Consider the following 16362-nt stretch of genomic DNA (forward strand, 5'->3'; position numbering starts at 1 on the left):
CTCACCCCATGGTACGGGGCTGCGGGCGCAGGGGTTAGCCGGGCTCCGTCTGTGCAGGTCAGGCCCTGTCCGAGGACTACTCGGAGCAGGCGTTTTGGGCGACCTCCCTGGCCAGGGCCGTGTCGGGGCGCTCGTCGCAGTCGGTCAGGCCGGAGATGTCGACGGTCCAGTTGCGGGCCCGGCCGGAGACGGTCCGGCCGTCCGGGCAGGTGTAGCGGAAGCCGGCCGTCACTTCCCGCACACCGGCGTACTGGACGAACCTTCCCGGCGCACCGGGCCTGATGCGCTCCTCTTCGAGCTTCGGGGCCGGCTGCCGGACGTCGGTGAACGACCAGGTGTCGCCGCCCGCCTCGGCAAGGGTGCGCGCGTCGGAGTCGATCTCGCCGATCTTCTTTCCGAGGGAGAAGAGGATCTCCGCGGCGGACGGGGCCGGTCCTTCGGCGCGTACCGAGGGGCTGGGGGTGTACACCCGCCGCATCGGGCTCTGCAGGGTGCCGGTTGCCTTCCCGAGCCGTTCGGGGTCGGAGACGCCGGTCAGGCGGTCCCGCTCGGTGAGGTGGGACCAGGTGAAGGTGCCGTTCGCGCAGACCGTCGCGACGGGTCTGTCCGGCCTACGGCCCTGGTCGGCCTCCTTGCCGCCGCCCGCGCTCCCCGTACACGCCCCCACCCCCGTCACCAGCACCCCGACGACCAGTCCGGCCCCGCAGACCCGTCCCACCGTGCCGCGCATCCGCATGCCCCCGTCCCCCCGCGTGCGGACGCCCGGCGGCCGCACCATGATCACTGCTGGTCTCATGGTGCGGACGCCGGGCGGCGGCGGCAAGGCGTTTGAGCGTTCCCAGAGCTACGGCGCGGTCGAGCCCTTCACCGACGGCCCCGCCGCCGGCTTCACGCCCTTCTTCAGGAAGCCCATGTCCTCGTAGACCGGCGTGCCGAAGCCGAAGGCGCCGGTGTTGACCAGGTTCTTGCGGGCCGCCAGGAGCTGGGGACGCTGGAAGAGGGGGATCGAGCCGGCCGCCGCCCAGATCCGGGAGTCGGCCTTGCGGAGCAGGGCGTTGGACTCGCCCTCGTCGAGCGTGGCCACGGCCTCGTCGAAGAGCTGGTCGACCTGGTCGGTGCCGACCCGGGTGTAGTTCTGCTCGACGTTCAGCGAGCCGTCGGCGGCCGGGACGGGCTTGGCGTAGACGGGGCGGGCGTCGGTGGCGGGGAACGCCGTGGCGGGCCAGGAGTACAGGGCGAGGTCGTACTGGCCGGAGGCGATGTGGTCCTTGAAGTAGGACTCGTCGGAGACCTTGGAGATCTCGGTGGTGATGCCGACGCGCCCCAGCATGCGGGAGACGCGGTCCGCGACCGTGCGCAGTGTCTGGGACCCGGGGCCGGAGGGCAGCACGAAGCGGAGGGTCAGGGGCTTGCCGTTCTTCGCGAGCGGGGCGGCCTCCTGGTTCGCCGGGGCGGCCGTGCCCTCCGGGGCGTACGCCCCGGGTGCGCCACCCTGGTGCCCGGGTGCGTACTGCTTGCCGTCCCGGGCGAGGTGCTCGGCGGGGTCCGGTCCGCGCCGCGCCTTGTCGTCCTCGCCGGTGTCGTCGGCCTTGCCGCTCTCGCCGGTCTCGTCGGCCTTGCTGTCCTCGCCGGTGTCGTCGGCCTTGCCGCCCTCGGGACCGGCCGCCTTCTCCTTCTTCTTCTCCTCCTCCACCGGGCCGCCGCGCACCCACCCGGCGTCCGCGAGCAGGGCCTGGGCCTCCTTGGTGTCCTGGCCGCCGAGGGCGCCGCTGTTGTCGGCGTAGGCGGCCTGGCCGGACAGGGCCAGGTGGCTGCCGACCGGGACGGCGGGCAGGCCTAGGGGCCCCAGGACGACCCGGGCGAGTTCCTTGCGGTCCAGGGCGCGGGCGACGGCCCTGCGGACGCGCTCGTCGGTGAGCGGGCCCTCGGAGCCGTTCAGGGCGAGCTGGGTGTAGGCGGGCTCCAGGGACTTGCGGACCTCGAAGCCGCTGAGGGCCCGCTGCTGCCGGGCGTACGTGGCGGCCGCCTTGCGCAGCTTCTTGCGGGCGACGATCTCCTCGTCGGCTGCGTCCTCGTCGGAGCCGTTGGCGCGGGCCCAGGACTCGAGGGAGTCCGCGGCGGACCGGTCCGCGCCGGGGCCCATCAGGGCGCTTGCGGAGCCCTTGGGGCGGGCGGCGACGGTGATGCGGCGGGCAGCCGTGGGATCGATCTCGGCCAGGTCGAGCTCGCCCGCGGCCAACTCGGCGGCCCGCTCGTCGCGCGGGACGGTGCGCAGCACGATCTCGGAGAGCTTGGCCGGCTTGCCCCACCAGCGCGGGCTGCGGGCGAGGGTGATTTTTTCGTCCTTGCGGTCGACCTTCTTCACCGTGAAGGGTCCGGCGGTGACCTTGAGCTTCTTGCGGGCCCCGTCGTTGAAGGAGTCCGGGGTGCCCATGACGTCCTTCGGGTACAGCGGGGAGAACAGCGAGCGCCAGTCGGCGTAGGGGCGGCTGAAGGTGACCCGGACCTCCAGGGCGTTGTCGCCGCGCTCGATCTTCTGGATACGGTCGTAGCCGGCGTTGCGGGCGGTCCAGTAGGCGGTGTTCTTGCCGGACAGGGCGCGCCACTGAGCGGCGAAGTCGGCGGCGCCGATCTCCCGGCCGTCGCTCCAGACGGCCTGCTGGTTGAGCTTGTACAGGACGACCTGCTTGGGCTCGGTGTCGACGACCTCGGCGGACTCCAGATGGTCGGGGTTGCGCTCCGGGCGTCCGGAGGCGTCCATGCGGAACATCGACGGCAGGACGGCCTGGGCGACGCGGGCGGTGGTGGCGTCGGCGTCCGACTGGAAGGTGTTCAGCGTGTCCGGCACGGAGTCGACGGCCCAGCGCAGGGTGCCCCCGTCGGTGATCCGGTCGCGGGGCGCGGGCTGGATGTCCTGCCCGGCGAGCGGCTTGCCGGAGGGGTCGTCGGAGCCGCATCCGGCGAGCGCGGGCACCGCGAGCACTCCGGCGGTGAGGAAGGCGACCGAGCGCATGACCGCGCGCGGGCCGACGCCGTGCTGGGACATCTGTGCTACCTCCGGGAAGCCGCGGGCGTTACGATCACTTTTGGCGGTATTTGGCGTTCATCTGATGTATGCGGCCACTGAAGAGGAAAGGGTTCGGCAACACAGGGCGACACGGCGGCCACGGACGGGAAGTCACCCGTGCGGCGCAACGCACCGCGCAGTGCACCCGTACGCCTCGGCCAATCGATGCACATCCCTTCACAGCACAAGGTGTGACGCGCAACACTCGCAGGCGCATGCGCGTTGCCGCCTTGGGCCATGAAGGACCCGCGGAAGTGAGGGCAAGTCATGTCCGTTCACGACGAACTGATGTCCGTCCAGCGCAGTCTCGACGAAGTGTTCCGGTCGCTGGGGCGCCTGGAGAAGCAGCTCGGCACCGGCGGCCTGGAGATGCGCCGCGTCCGTGCCGACGCGAACCACCTGCGCGAGAGCGTCGCCCTCCTGCGCGACGCCGCCGCGTCACCTGCCGCGCCGATCCGCCCCGAGCTGGTCACCATCTCGGACACGCCGTACGACTCCGCCCTGTGGAGCGACTCGGACGACGAGGGGCTCGGCGCCCGGGACCGGCGCGCTCCCTGACCCGGGGAGGAGTCGAGCCCGACCGGCACCTCCCCCGAACCCGACCGGAGTCGTCACGTGGCCACTGGTACGGAACCCCCCGCCACCGAACCCAGACCTGAGAGCGGCGGTGTGCGGGGCGCTGCGCGGGCCGCGATCGCCGCCCCGCACCTGCGGACCGACCGCTGGTGGCTGGCCCCGGCCGGCACCGCCGCCGGCCTGCTCGCCTTCATCGTGTACTCGACCTGGCGCGCCTTCGCGAACACCGACTACTACGCGGCGCCGTACGTCTCGCCCTTCTACTCCCCGTGCCTGGCGGAGAACTGCGAGCCGATGCGGTCCGGCCCGAACTGGGAGATCTTCGGCAGCTGGTGGGGCATCTCGCCCGCGATCATCATCCTGATCTTCCCGCTCGGCTTCCGCCTGACCTGCTACTACTACCGCAAGGCCTACTACCGGGGCTTCTGGGCGTCCCCGCCGGCCTGCGCGGTGGCCGAACCGCACCGGAAGTACACCGGCGAGACCCGCTTCCCGCTGATCCTGCAGAACATCCACCGGTACTTCTTCTACGCCGCGCTCGTGGTCGCCGGGATCCTGACCTACGACACGGTGCTCGCCTTCCGCGACGAGACCTACGCCTGGGGCCACATGGGGCTCGGCACCCTCGTGTTCCTGGTCAACATCGTCCTGATCTGGGCGTACACGATCTCCTGCCACTCCTGCCGGCACATCGTCGGCGGCAAGCTCAAGCACTTCTCCAGGCATCCGGTGCGCTACCGGATGTGGCAGTGGGCGGGGAAGCTCAACGCCCGGCACATGCAGCTCGCCTGGGCGTCGCTGCTGAGCGTGGCGCTCGCCGACTTCTACGTCTACCTGGTCGCGTCGGGTGCCTTCGACGATCCGCGCTTCTTCTAGAGGGATGGGGCCTTATCGATGTCCGTGGTCGACCGGCAGGAGTGGGACGTCGTCGTGGTGGGCGCGGGCGGCGCGGGCCTGCGCGCCGCCATCGAGGCCCGGGAGCGGGGCGCCCGTACGGCCGTGATCTGCAAGTCGCTGTTCGGCAAGGCGCACACGGTGATGGCCGAGGGCGGCATCGCCGCGGCCATGGCCAACGTCAACAGCGGTGACAACTGGCAGGTGCACTTCCGCGACACCATGCGCGGCGGCAAGTTCCTCAACCAGTGGCGGATGGCCGAGCTGCACGCCCAGGAGGCGCCGCAGCGGGTCTGGGAGCTGGAGACCTGGGGCGCACTCTTCGACCGTACGAAGGACGGCCGGATCTCCCAGCGCAACTTCGGCGGCCACGAGTACCCGCGCCTCGCGCACGTCGGTGACCGTACCGGCCTGGAGCTGATCCGCACCCTCCAGCAGAAGATCGTCTCCCTCCAGCAGGAGGACTTCCGTGCGACCGGCGACTACGAGTCCCGGCTGAAGGTCTTCCAGGAGTGCACGGTCACGCGCGTGCTGAAGGAAGGGGGCCGGGTCTGCGGAGTCTTCGCCTACGAGCGCGAGTCGGGCCGCTTCTTCGTGCTGGAGGCACCGTCCGTGGTGATCGCCACCGGCGGCATCGGCAAGTCCTTCAAGGTGACGTCGAACTCCTGGGAGTACACCGGCGACGGCCACGCGCTGGCCCTGCTCGCGGGCGCTCCGCTGCTGAACATGGAGTTCGTGCAGTTCCACCCGACCGGCATGGTCTGGCCGCCGTCGGTGAAGGGCATCCTCGTCACCGAGTCGGTGCGCGGCGACGGCGGGGTGCTGCGCAACTCCGACGGCAAGCGGTTCATGTTCGACTACATCCCCGACGTCTTCAAGGACAAGTACGCCGAGACGGAGGAGGAGGGCGACCGCTGGTACGACGACCCGGACCACAACCGGCGCCCGCCCGAACTGCTCCCCCGTGACGAGGTCGCGCGGGCGATCAACGCCGAGGTGAAGGAGGGGCGCGGCTCGCCGCACGGAGGCGTGTTCCTCGACGTGTCGACGCGGATGCCCGCCGAGGTCATCAGGCGCCGGCTGCCGTCGATGTACCACCAGTTCAAGGAGCTGGCGGACGTCGACATCACGGCGGAGGCCATGGAGGTCGGGCCCACCTGCCACTACGTGATGGGCGGGGTCGCGGTCGACTCCGACACGGCGGCCGCGCGCGGGGTGCCCGGGCTGTACGCGGCCGGCGAGGTGGCCGGCGGCATGCACGGCTCCAACCGGCTCGGCGGCAACTCCCTGTCCGACCTGCTGGTGTTCGGCCGCCGGGCGGGCCGGCACGCGGCCGAGTACGCGGCCGGTCTGGCGGGGACGCGGCCCGTCGTGGACGACGAACAGATCGACTCGGCGGCGGCGGAGGCCCTGCGGCCCTTCTCGGCCGAGGCGGAGATCGAGGAACCGGCGGGCGGCCCGCCGGAGAACCCGTACACCCTGCACCAGGAGCTCCAGCAGACGATGAACGACCTGGTCGGCATCATCCGCCGGGAGCCGGAGATGGAGCAGGCCCTGGAGAAGCTGGCCGAGCTGCGGCTGCGGGCCCGACGGGCCGGGGTGGAGGGGCACCGGCAGTTCAACCCCGGCTGGCACCTCGCCCTGGACCTCAGGAACATGCTGCTGGTCAGCGAGTGCGTGGCGCGGGCCGCGCTGGAGCGCACCGAGTCGCGTGGCGGGCACACGCGCGAGGACCACCCGTCGATGGACCGCGCGTGGCGGCGGATCAACCTGCTGTGCGCGCTCACCGACCCGACGGGCGGACTGGCGGCGACGGACCCGGTCCGCGGCCAGATCGCCCTCACCCGTGAGACCACCGAACCCGTCCGTGCCGACCTGCTCGCCCTGTTCGACAAGGAGGAGCTGGTCAAGTACCTCTCCGAAGAGGAGCTCTACGAATGAGCGGCTATACGGCCCACTTCAAGGTGTGGCGCGGGGACGTGAGCGGCGGCGGCCTGGAGGACTTCGAGGTCGAGGTCAACGAGGGCGAGGTGGTGCTCGACATCATCCACCGCCTCCAGGCGACCCAGGCGCCCGACCTCGCCGTGCGCTGGAACTGCAAGGCGGGCAAGTGCGGTTCCTGCTCGGCGGAGATCAACGGCCGGCCGCGGCTGCTGTGCATGACGCGCATGTCGGTGTTCGACCGGGAGGAGACCATCACGGTGACGCCGCTGCGGGCGTTCCCGGTCGTCCGCGACCTGGTCACCGACGTCGGCTTCAACTACGCCAAGGCCAGGGAGGTCCCGGCCTTCGTGCCGCCGGCCGGTGTCGCGCCGGGCGAGTACCGGATGATGCAGGAGGACGTGGACCGCTCGCAGGAGTTCCGCAAGTGCATCGAGTGCTTCCTGTGCCAGGACACCTGCCATGTGGTGCGCGACCACGAGGAGAACAAGCAGGCGTTCGCCGGGCCGCGTTTCCTGATGCGGGTGGCGGAGCTGGACATGCACCCGCTGGACGCGGCAGCGGAGTCGGGCCTGGACCGCAAGACCACCGCCCAGGACGAACACGGCCTCGGCTACTGCAACATCACCAAGTGCTGCACGGAGGTCTGCCCGGAGGGCATCAAGATCACGGACAACGCGCTGATCCCCCTGAAGGAGCGGGCGGTCGACCGCAAGTACGACCCGCTGGTGTGGCTGGGATCGAAGATCAGGAGGCGCTCCTCGGCAGGCTGATCACTCGCCGGCCCAGCCCTCTTCGTACGCCCGCCAGTCCGCCTCGGTCGCGGCGAAGTCGATGTACAGCGCGACACCGAAGCGGGCCCGGTCCGCGTCCGTCCGGGACAGGCCGAGGCGGACACCGCGTACGGCGGGGGGGACGGTCTCGGCGTGGTTCCAGTGCCCGAAGCGGTTCTCGTGGAAGAAGGGCAGTCCCATCAGCAGGTCGGTGGAGGACGGGGTGACCTCCAGGGCGAGGGAGGTCTGCTGGGCGACGTAACCGCCGTAGGTGCTCTGCAGGGGCTGCATCGTGTCGTACGACATCATGGCGATCTGGTCGACGCGGCGGGCGACCTGACCGAAGAACTCCTGCGACCACCACTTGGGGTGGCCGGTGATGCCGCCCCAGACGGTGTGGAAGGCCGGGAGCGGGTCGATCTGGTGGGCGGCGACGGAGAGTTGCGCGTCCCGGGAGCGGGTCTCGCGGCGCAGGGCGTCGAGGAGGGTGAGGTAGTCGCGGTCGCCGGAGTGCAGGGGCTCCAGGTCCAGATGGACGCCCTCGTAGCCGGTGTCCAGGACCTGGCGGGCGGAGCGGACGACCTCGGCACGGGTCTCCGGCTTCTCCAGACGCATGCCGTCCGGGCTCTCGGTGGCGAGGACATCGCCGAGGAAGGCCTGGACACGGACGCCGGGGATCTTGTCGTGGACGGCCTCGATGAACCAACGGGCCCTCGGATACACCGACTTCGGGAGTGTCCCGTCGTGCTCCAGCGGGCCCGAGTGGACGTACAGGTCACGGATGCCGGTGTCCTTCAGCCGCCGGGCCAGGGCGTCGACGTCGGCGTCCTTCTTCCGTCCGTCGACCCAGGCGTGACCGAGCCAGAGGGCGTCCCGGTCACGGGTCCGGGTGCCGTCCGCCGGGTCGCCCATGTAGTTGATGCGGGCGGCTGCCAGAACGGCGAGGAGAGGGAGCAGGAGGAGCAGGGGGACGGCGATGGCCGTGCGTCTGACCCAGCGTCTGCGCCTGGTGCCGCTGCCCCGGGCGGGCTCGGGATCCCCCTGTAACGGTGCGGAGTTCTCGTTGTCGGCGTCTTTCGTGCGGTGCATGCCGTCTCCCCCCGGTGGTGCGGTTGATGTTGCCGGGGAGGACGATCAGCACCTCTGTTCGGTTGCGGGTCAGAACAGACTCAGGAGGGCCTCCGCCGGATCCGTGAGGCTCGTGTCGCCGCCGGGCAGGGGCAGTTCGAACCAGACGGTCTTGCCCCGGGGGGTGCGGCGGGAGCCCCATGCCGCGCTCAGGAGGCCCACCAGTTGGAGTCCCCGGCCGCCCTCGTCGGTGTCACGGGCCCGGCGGCGGCGGGGCTGGACCAGGCCGGAGTCCCACACCTCGCAGACCAGGGTCCGGTCGAGCAGGAGGCGCAGACGGATCTCGCCCTCGCCGTAGCGCAGGGCGTTGGTGACCAGTTCACTGACCAGGAGTTCCGTGGTGTCGACCAGGGGTTCCATGTCCCAGGCGAGCAACTGGGCGCGGGCGTACTCACGGGCCCGGCCCACGCTGCGCGGCTCGCGCGGCAGGGTCCAGTCGCCGACGGATTCCGTGGGCAGGCCCTGGACACGTGCCATCAGCAGGGCGATGTCGTCCTCGCCGTGATGGGTGTCGAGGGTGTTGAGGACGTGGTCACAGACGTCCTCCAGCGGCTGGGCCGGGTCGGAGAGGGCGCTGACGAAGGCCTGGAGGCCCTCGTCCAGGGGGTGGTCGCGGCTTTCGACCAGTCCGTCCGTGTAGAGCGCGAGGAGGGCGCCTTCGGGCAGTTCGACCTCGACCTCCTCGAAGGGCTCCCCGCCGACGCCGAGCGGCATGCCCGGCGGCACGTCGAGCATCAGCGCCGCCTCGCCCGGCTCGACCAGCACCGGCGGCAGATGGCCCGCGTTGGCGAAGGTGCAGCGCCGGGTGACGGAGTCGTAGACGGCGTAGACGCAGGTGGCGAGGTACACCTCCGACAGGTCCGCCTCGCGGGGGCGGCGGGCCGCCCGGGTCGCCTGCTGGACTCCTCCGGGAGCGCCGAGGCCACGGGCGATCTCGTCCAGCTGGGAGAGCACTTCGGCCGGTTCGAGGTCGAGCTGGGCCAGCGTGCGGACCGCCGTGCGCAGTTCGCCCATCGCGACGGCGGCACGCAGGCCGCGGCCCATGACGTCGCCGACGACCAGCGCGGTGCGGTGCCCGGGCAGTTCGATGACGTCGAACCAGTCGCCGCCGACCTCGCTGGGACGGCCGGTGTTGACGTTGCCGGGCAGATAGCGGCAGGCGATGTCGAGGCCGGAGGCCTCCGGGTCGCCGGGCGGGAGCAGGGACCGCTGCAGTATCAACGCGCGTTCGTGCTCGCGCCGGTAGAGGCGGGCGTTGTCGATGCAGACCGCGGCCCGGGCGGCGAGTTCGACGGCCAGGTCCCGGTCCCGGTCGCCGAACGGCTCGCTGCCCTTGGTGCGGGCGAACTGCACGAGTCCCACGACGGTGTCGTGGGCGACCATCGGCACGGCGAGCGTGGACTGCACGAGCCCGCCGTCCTCGCCCGCGACGGTCTGGGGCCGGGCCGTGCGCAGGGCGTCCGCGCAGGGCGAGTTGAACGGGTAGTGGTGGACCGCGCCGACCGCGACGGGCACACCGGCGCCCGCGAAGGGCGCGTCGGAGACGGCGCTGGCGAAGGCCACCCGGCGCAGCTCGGCGCTGCCGTCGGCGAGCCCGGGCGGCGTCTCGTCGCCGGCCAGCAGGCCCTGGTAGAGGTCGACCGTGGCCAGGTCGCAGAAGCCCGGGACGACCACGTCGAGGAGCTGCCGGGCGGTGATCTCCAGGTCGAGGGAGTTGCCGATGCGGGCTCCGGCCTCGTTCAGCAGGGCCAGATTGCGCCGGGCGGCGGCGGCCTCGCGGGCGGCGGCGCGGCGGGCGGTGATGTCGATCCCGAGCCAGGCGATCCCGATGGGACGGCCCGAACCGCTGTGCACGCGATAGAGGTTGACGGACCAGTGGCGCCGCTCGTCGGAACCCGGCACGAAGCCGGTGACGTGCATGTCGGTGATGGAACTGCCGGTCTCCAGCACCCGCCGCAGCGTGGCGGCGACCCGGTCGGCCTCGCCGCGCTGGAGGTAGTCGTGGACGCCCTTGCCGCGGTGGTCGTCGACGTCCCCGCCGAAGATCGACGCGAACCGCTGGTTGACGCGGCGGACCCGCAGATCGGTGTCGATCAGCAGGAAACCGAAAGGGGATTGACTGAAAATGGCCTGCGAGGCGGCGAGGTCGGTCTCGATGCTGCGCAGGGTGCGCACGTCGACGACGATGCAGACGGCGGCCTTCTCACCCTCCTCGGTGCGCGTCGGCATGACGTACACCTCGGCGAGCCCCTCGTGGCCGCATTCCCCCTCGGCGCCGCTCGGCATCCGGAAGGGCACCACGCCGGTCCACTCGCGGCCGTCGAGGATCTCGGCCATCTTGCGCATGCCGCGCTCACGGTGGCGCGGGTCGATGAACGCCTCGATGGGGTCCATGCCCACGGCACGGTCGGCGCGGATGCCGAACAGGTGCTCGGCGCGCAGGCTCCACTGGTCGACGAGCCCGTCGGGGCCGATGGAGAAGGACGCGACCTTGATGTAGTCGTAGATGGAGCCGGGGGGACTGCTCTGCCAGATGGCGTCCCCCTGCGGGACCCCGTCGGCGGCGAGCGCACCTCCCACCGCGGAGGCCAGGCCGTCGGCAGCCCTTGCCCTCGCGCCCTCCGACGGGTCCTCGGACTCCGTGGCCTTCGCTGGTATCTCGCTCACGCGAACCGTCCCCTCCAGCTCACCGCGTCCGGCACCGGTCACCGGGGGCGGCTGCCCGCAGTATCCAGCACTACGGTGCCGCACAACACGATGTTCACGATCACAGCACGGTCCCGATGGTTTTCGGTCCGGACCGTGACAACACTGCCAGTCTTCTAACCAGGGGACACGCCGTCGAATCCCGTGCACCGGCAACCGCCACTGGCCTGAACCAATCGCTCTACAGCGGCGATCCGTACGTACACCGGATATTCACTCCGGCACCGCGAGTTCGAACCACACCGTCTTGCCCGTGGCACCGGGCCGGGTGCCCCAGCGGCGGGAGGAGGAGGCCACCAGATGCAGTCCGCGGCCGCCCTCGTCCTCGAGTCGGGCGGCGCGCTCGCGGGGCGGGTCCGGCAGCGGGTCGGAGACCTCGACCAGGAGGGCGCCGTCCAGGCCCGAGCGGCGCACCAGGCGGACGCCGATGGGGCCCGTGGCGTGCCGCAGGGCGTTGGTGACCAACTCGCTGACCAGCAGTGCCGCGAGGTCCGCGAGGCTGTCGAGGTCCCAGTTGCGCAGTTGGCCGCGCACGGCATGGCGGGCGGTGCGCACGGCGCCCGGTTCGGCGGGGAAGGTCCAGCCGGCGCAGTCGTCCTCGGTGTCGATCACGCCGATCACTTCCCAGGCAGGAGCCCCACCCATGTCCGGTTTCATGGGGTTAATGGGCACATACCCGATATTGGAGGTGGAGTACCGCGCGGAGCAGCGCACTGTGGCACGAACGGCGTAAAGAGCGCTGGTACGGCAGCGCGATGGAGGTCGCGCGCCCCCGGCAGGCTTCAGGCGCCGGGCTGTTCCGGCCTTCCGGGGTCCGGATGTTTCGGCTTTCCGGGGGCGAAGTATCCCGGCCCTCCGGGGCCGAAGGCGTCCCGGCCCTCCGGGGCCGAAGGCGTCGCGGCCCTCCGGCGAAGGCGTCCCGGCCTTCAGGAAGCGGGGCCGCGCGAGGCCGGGGGGTGCCCGATTCCCAGGTGCGCGAGGGCCTGCCGTACGGCCGGGACGTCCTGGTCGAGCCAGGGCACGTCCCAGATCTCGCCGGGGCCGAGCCAGCGCAGTTCGTCGTGGTCCTGGAGCGGCACGGGAGCCGCTGAGCCGGGGCGCAGCCGGGCGGCCCACACGTGCAGGACGTAGGGCGCCCTGAGGGGCCACTCCCCCGGAACGCGCCCCCTGACCTCGGCGTCGACGCCGAGTTCCTCGCGCAGCTCCCGCGCGAGCGCCGCGTCGGCCGTCTCCCCGGGTTCCACCTTGCCGCCGGGCAGCTCCCAGCGCCCGGCCAGCTCGACGGGCGCGCTGCGCCGGGCGGCCAGCAACCGCCCGTCCTCGACCAGCGCGGCCCCCACGACGATCCGCTCACTCATGCCGGGAGCCTACGGGAGCGCCGCCGGTCTGCGGGGCGGCCCTCCCCGGGCGCCCTCGCGCCGGTCAGTCGTGCGCCACGGCCGGCCCGTTGTGGCCGAGCCGCTCGACCCAGTAGAGCTGCTTGTGGCCGCGACCGTCGAGGCTGTCCGCGATCCTCTGGGCCTCGGCCCGGGTCGCGTACCGGCCCACTCGGTAGCGGTTGCCGTTGTCGTCCTCTCGTATCACGAGCCAGGGGAGAGTGACCGTGCTGTCGTTCATCGCGCCCCTCCACTTCCCGCCCGCGGCCTGTGCCGTGCCCCGCCCGCCGAGGAAACCGCAATGCGCATATGCCCGAGCCTACGCCTAACCTTCACGGAGCGAATACGGGTTTTCACGAAGAGGTACGCAACCAGCCAGAACCCAGGGGGCGCACGCCGGTGAACGCGCCGTTCGCGCGCCTCTGAGCAACCGGCCGCGGGCATACCGCATACACGGCTGCCGACCTGCGTGAACGACGGTCGGTCAAGGGTTGTGCGGCACCCCGGTCCAGGTCGGCCCGTACGGCGACCGGGTGAGCGGGGCGCGCGAGAAGCGCGCCGCGGGGCGGATGGGAGCGTGCGCTACTTGACCGGAAGGTGGTAGGCGACCCGGTACCGATCGGCCGGAATGACCACGTCGGCCGTCTCCACCGGACGTCCGGAGGCGTAAAAGGTCCGCTGGATGACCAGGACCACATGCCCCGGGACACCGCCCAGGACGAGCAGCTCCTCGGCGAGGCCGGGCCGGGCGCCGACCTCCTCCGTGACGTTGTCCACGACCACGTCGATGGCGCGCATGCGCTCGACGACACCCATGCCGCCGACCGGCCCCTCCTCCGGCAGCATCACGGGCGTGCGCCCCGTGACGGTGAGCGGCTCCCAGGAGGTGGAGAGCATCATCGCCTCGCCGCCCTCGCGGTAGAGGTACCGCGTGCACATGACCCGCTCGCCCGGCTCGATGCCCAGCCGTCCGGCGATCGCGACGCTCGCCTCGGACTGCTCGCTGCTGGATTCCCAGGTGCCGCGCCCCTCGCCGTCGGCCTGCTCCTGGCGGAACGGCGTGGCTCCGCCGGACGGGCGGTAGCCGGAGCGGGAGATGCGGCGGGGCACGGGCCGCTCGCGCACATAGGTCCCCGAGCCGGAACGGCCCTCGACCAGGCCCTCCGCCATGAGCACCTTGCGGGCCTCCAGCGCGACCGTGTCCGAGACCCCGTACTCCTGGCGGATCCTGGCCTGGGAGGGCAGGCGGGTGTGCGGTGGCAGCTGACCGTCGACGATCTTCTTGCGGAGATCACCCGCGACGCGCAGGTACGCCGGCTGCTCACCGAATGTCACTGGCCGCTCCCATCAGCTTGTACAGACAGCAACAGCGTGGCAACCGTAGGTTGTGCGAGGCAAGTAAAGGCCAGAGAATCACTCGATGTGATGACATGGGGGGGCGGAGGGCTTTACGCAGGCACTTTCTCCCCGCTATAGCCACCCTCACACCTGCGCTTCGGACACTTCCCTCTCGCCTTCCCCGGGGGCCGGCGGGGTGGCCGCCAGACCGAGGGCCTTGCGCGCCGTGACGGTCGCCGGTCCGTCCACGGAGCCGTACGCCTTGTCGTAGTGCGCCTGGTAGGTGTCCGCGTCACCCGCGGTGCTCGCCCTCTCCCACTCCGTCCGCGCGTCCTCCAGGTCCGCCACGAGGCCGGCGACGGGTGTGCGGGCGCCGGCCGGCCAGGGGTGTCCGCGCAGGGCCTCGATCTGCTCGCCGAGCACGTCGTGGACCTGGGCGGCCCAGGCCCGGTGGGCGGCGAGGTCCTCCTCTGGGGCCTTCTCGGGCTCCTCGTAGAGCGCCGCGTCGAGGGCGTTGGCCGTGGACAGGAAGACGACCTGGTGGGTGTCGAGGGTGGTGGGGTCGCCGCGCAGCGATCCGGTGAGCCCGGCTCCGGCCTCGGTGTTGCCGAAGAGGCAGGTGATCGCGCGGTCGCCGAAGCGCCAGCTCTCCCGGGACGGCATCAGGTAGTACACGTCGACATCGGCCGGCATCGCCCAGGTGTCCATCGCGTACTGGTCCTGGAGGGCGTAGCACTTCTCGTCGGCGATGTCGGTGATCCGGGCGTCTCCCGGGAAGGGGCCGCCGGGCAGGGTGACGACCGCGAACACCTCGCCGTCGTGCCCTCCCCGGCACGGCACCCGGTCGACGTCGAGGGTGTCGCCCTCCAGCCCGCCGGGCGCGTCGAAGCAGTCGCCCTTCTCCAGCGACAGGCTCTCGTTGCCCCGCGCGGTGTCCTTGAACCCCTCCCAGACCTCCGACGCGGCCCCCGTGGACAGCACCACCGCCCACAGGGCGATCCCGGCGGACGACAGCACCGAGCCCGCGATCGCCATGCCCCGCCCGCTCTGCCCGGACCGCCGGATCTGCCGCAGCGCGATCAGCCCCAGCACCAGCCCCGCGGCCGGCAGGAAGCAGAGCACGCCGAGGACCAGTGCGGCCACGGCGAGCGCGTTGACGGAGACCGGAGTGCCGTAGGGGCGGCCGGCGGGGCCGTAGGGGCTGTGGAGGCCGTGATCCGGGGCTCCCCGGGGCCGGTCCCCCGGAGGCGGGCCGAACGGGTCCCGGGGCTGCTGGTGCCCCGGGGGCGGGGGTATGGACACGGTTACGGTGCTCCTGGCTGAGGCGGTGAGAGAGCGGGCCGTCCGGAACCGACGTACGGCTGGGCGCATCGTAAGCGGCCGGATCGCGGGGGCGGAATGTTCCTGGGTGTCGGAGGGTGCCGGCGGGCTCGGATCGGGTGCGCCCCTCATCCCGTGCGGTGGCCCGTCACCCGGCGGCAGGCCCGCACATACGCCCGCACCAGGGGTTGCTGCCCGTCCCCGCGTCTCCAGGCCAGGACGTAGCGGCTCGGGGCGAGGCCGCGCACCGGACGGGCCGTCACGCCGCCCAGCGTGAGCAGGGGGACGTTGCCCTCCGCCACGAGGCAGACGCCGAGGCCGGCGGCCAGGGCCTCGTACGTCTCCTCGGTGCTCGCGATCTCGGCGCCGATGCGGGGCGGGCGGCCACCGCGCGCGTCGAGGGCCAGCCAGTGGTCGCGCAGCGGACCCGTGCTCTCCGGCAGGGCGAGGAACGGCTCGTCGGGCCTACGCCAGTCCGGCCAAGTCGCCTTAGTCGTGGACCGACTTGCGGATGCGGTCGGGTACCTGAACCGGTTCCCAGGTGTGCGGGGTGTCGCCGTAGCGTCCGTCCACCTGGTCCGGCTCGGTCCTCTTCCGTGCCGCGAACAGCCGGCCGCCGACGCAGGTCAGGCGGATGTCCGCGTGCTTGGGTCGTTTTCGGCCACTCGACCGGAGCACCCGGGGCGCCGCGAGCCGCGCCCGCCGGGCCCTCGGCTCAGCCGGAGTTGCGCCGCAGCAGGACGAGTTCCGCGTTCATCTCGGCGAGGAACCGGACGACCACCTCCAGCTCCTCGGAGCTGAAACGGCCGCGGGCCGCGTCGGTGCTCCGGGCCAGGGGGCGGAAGTAGTCCCGGGCCAGGCCCCGGGCCGTGTCGGCGTAGTGCAGGTGCACCACGCGGCGGTCGCCGGCGTCGCGGACCCGGCGGATGTGCCCGGCCCGCTCCAGCCGGTCGAGGCAGGCGGTCACCGCGCCGGACGTGAGATTGAGCTGCCCCCGCAGGCGGCCCGGGGTCATGGGCTCGCCCGCCGCCTCCGGGTCGGAGTCGGCGTCCAGGATCGCGATCAGGGCCTGCATGTCGGTCAGGTGCAGGCCCTGATCCTGGGCGAACTCCTGGGCGATGCGGTTGAACTCGCTGTTCATCCGGCGCAACAGAACGGCGAAGGTCTGCAACCCGGTGGGGTCGTCCGCCGGAAGAGATGCCGTGGGTGCACCGGAGCCGCTCATCCCCCCAGCCTAGTATCT

13 protein-coding genes and 2 pseudogenes are annotated in these 16362 nt (G+C 71.9%); 4 read left to right on the forward strand and 11 right to left on the reverse strand.

Features of this window, described 5'->3' with window-relative positions; all coding sequences use genetic code 11:
* Nucleotides 1-76: 76 nt before the first annotated feature.
* Both AB0F04_RS11945 and AB0F04_RS11950 read right to left on the reverse strand, forming a co-directional pair.
* Nucleotides 77-796 (reverse strand): hypothetical protein, encoded by a 720-nt coding sequence (locus AB0F04_RS11945; protein ID WP_362040327.1) that lies wholly within the window; start codon nucleotides 794-796, stop codon nucleotides 77-79.
* Between the two features lie 48 nt (nucleotides 797-844).
* A complete protein-coding gene (locus AB0F04_RS11950; protein ID WP_362040330.1) occupies nucleotides 845-3046 on the reverse strand; it encodes an ABC transporter family substrate-binding protein in 2202 nt (733 codons plus the stop codon).
* A 288-nt stretch (nucleotides 3047-3334) separates the two neighbouring features.
* Here AB0F04_RS11950 and AB0F04_RS11955 point away from each other — a divergent pair, with 288 nt between their 5' ends.
* The 4 genes from AB0F04_RS11955 to AB0F04_RS11970 are packed head-to-tail and all read left to right on the forward strand — an operon-like array spanning nucleotide 3335 to nucleotide 7251.
* Complete coding sequence (locus AB0F04_RS11955) at nucleotides 3335-3625, forward strand: hypothetical protein (protein ID WP_362040333.1); 291 nt, start codon at nucleotides 3335-3337, stop codon at nucleotides 3623-3625.
* A 57-nt stretch (nucleotides 3626-3682) separates the two neighbouring features.
* Complete coding sequence (locus AB0F04_RS11960; RefSeq protein ID WP_362040336.1) at nucleotides 3683-4519, forward strand: hypothetical protein; 837 nt, start codon at nucleotides 3683-3685, stop codon at nucleotides 4517-4519.
* Between the two features lie 18 nt (nucleotides 4520-4537).
* Nucleotides 4538-6478 (forward strand): fumarate reductase/succinate dehydrogenase flavoprotein subunit, encoded by a 1941-nt coding sequence (locus AB0F04_RS11965; protein WP_362040338.1) that lies wholly within the window; start codon nucleotides 4538-4540, stop codon nucleotides 6476-6478.
* Complete coding sequence (locus AB0F04_RS11970; RefSeq protein WP_362040341.1) at nucleotides 6475-7251, forward strand: succinate dehydrogenase/fumarate reductase iron-sulfur subunit; 777 nt, start codon at nucleotides 6475-6477, stop codon at nucleotides 7249-7251. The genes AB0F04_RS11965 and AB0F04_RS11970 overlap by 4 nt, the downstream gene beginning before the upstream one ends.
* On the opposite strand, the gene AB0F04_RS11975 is transcribed toward AB0F04_RS11970, so the two are convergent.
* The 9 genes and pseudogenes from AB0F04_RS11975 to AB0F04_RS12015 form a co-directional block, all read right to left on the reverse strand.
* Nucleotides 7252-8340, reverse strand: coding sequence for a hypothetical protein (locus AB0F04_RS11975; protein ID WP_362040344.1), 1089 nt, complete (start codon nucleotides 8338-8340; stop codon nucleotides 7252-7254).
* A 69-nt stretch (nucleotides 8341-8409) separates the two neighbouring features.
* Nucleotides 8410-11046: a SpoIIE family protein phosphatase gene (locus tag AB0F04_RS11980; RefSeq protein ID WP_362040347.1), complete on the reverse strand. Its 2637-nt coding sequence runs from the start codon at nucleotides 11044-11046 to the stop codon at nucleotides 8410-8412.
* 252 nt (nucleotides 11047-11298) lie between these two features.
* Nucleotides 11299-11730, reverse strand: a complete 432-nt coding sequence (locus tag AB0F04_RS11985; RefSeq protein WP_362040350.1) for an ATP-binding protein — start codon at nucleotides 11728-11730, stop codon at nucleotides 11299-11301.
* 281 nt (nucleotides 11731-12011) lie between these two features.
* A complete protein-coding gene (locus tag AB0F04_RS11990; protein ID WP_362040353.1) occupies nucleotides 12012-12443 on the reverse strand; it encodes a (deoxy)nucleoside triphosphate pyrophosphohydrolase in 432 nt (143 codons plus the stop codon).
* Nucleotides 12444-12507: 64 nt separating this feature from the next.
* Nucleotides 12508-12735 (reverse strand): annotated as a pseudogene (locus AB0F04_RS11995) (SPOR domain-containing protein); the annotation flags it as partial.
* Nucleotides 12736-13043: 308 nt separating this feature from the next.
* A complete protein-coding gene (locus AB0F04_RS12000; RefSeq protein WP_362040356.1) occupies nucleotides 13044-13796 on the reverse strand; it encodes a GntR family transcriptional regulator in 753 nt (250 codons plus the stop codon).
* A 147-nt stretch (nucleotides 13797-13943) separates the two neighbouring features.
* Nucleotides 13944-15101, reverse strand: a complete 1158-nt coding sequence (locus AB0F04_RS12005) for a septum formation family protein (RefSeq protein WP_362040359.1) — start codon at nucleotides 15099-15101, stop codon at nucleotides 13944-13946.
* Between the two features lie 146 nt (nucleotides 15102-15247).
* Nucleotides 15248-15580: pseudogene (locus AB0F04_RS12010) on the reverse strand (substrate-binding domain-containing protein); the annotation flags it as partial.
* Nucleotides 15581-15834: 254 nt separating this feature from the next.
* Complete coding sequence (locus tag AB0F04_RS12015; protein ID WP_362040362.1) at nucleotides 15835-16344, reverse strand: MarR family winged helix-turn-helix transcriptional regulator; 510 nt, start codon at nucleotides 16342-16344, stop codon at nucleotides 15835-15837.
* Nucleotides 16345-16362 lie beyond the last annotated feature (18 nt).

The sequence above is a fragment of the Streptomyces sp. NPDC029041 genome, from assembly GCF_040637515.1.
Classification (GTDB): Bacteria; Actinomycetota; Actinomycetes; order Streptomycetales; family Streptomycetaceae; genus Streptomyces.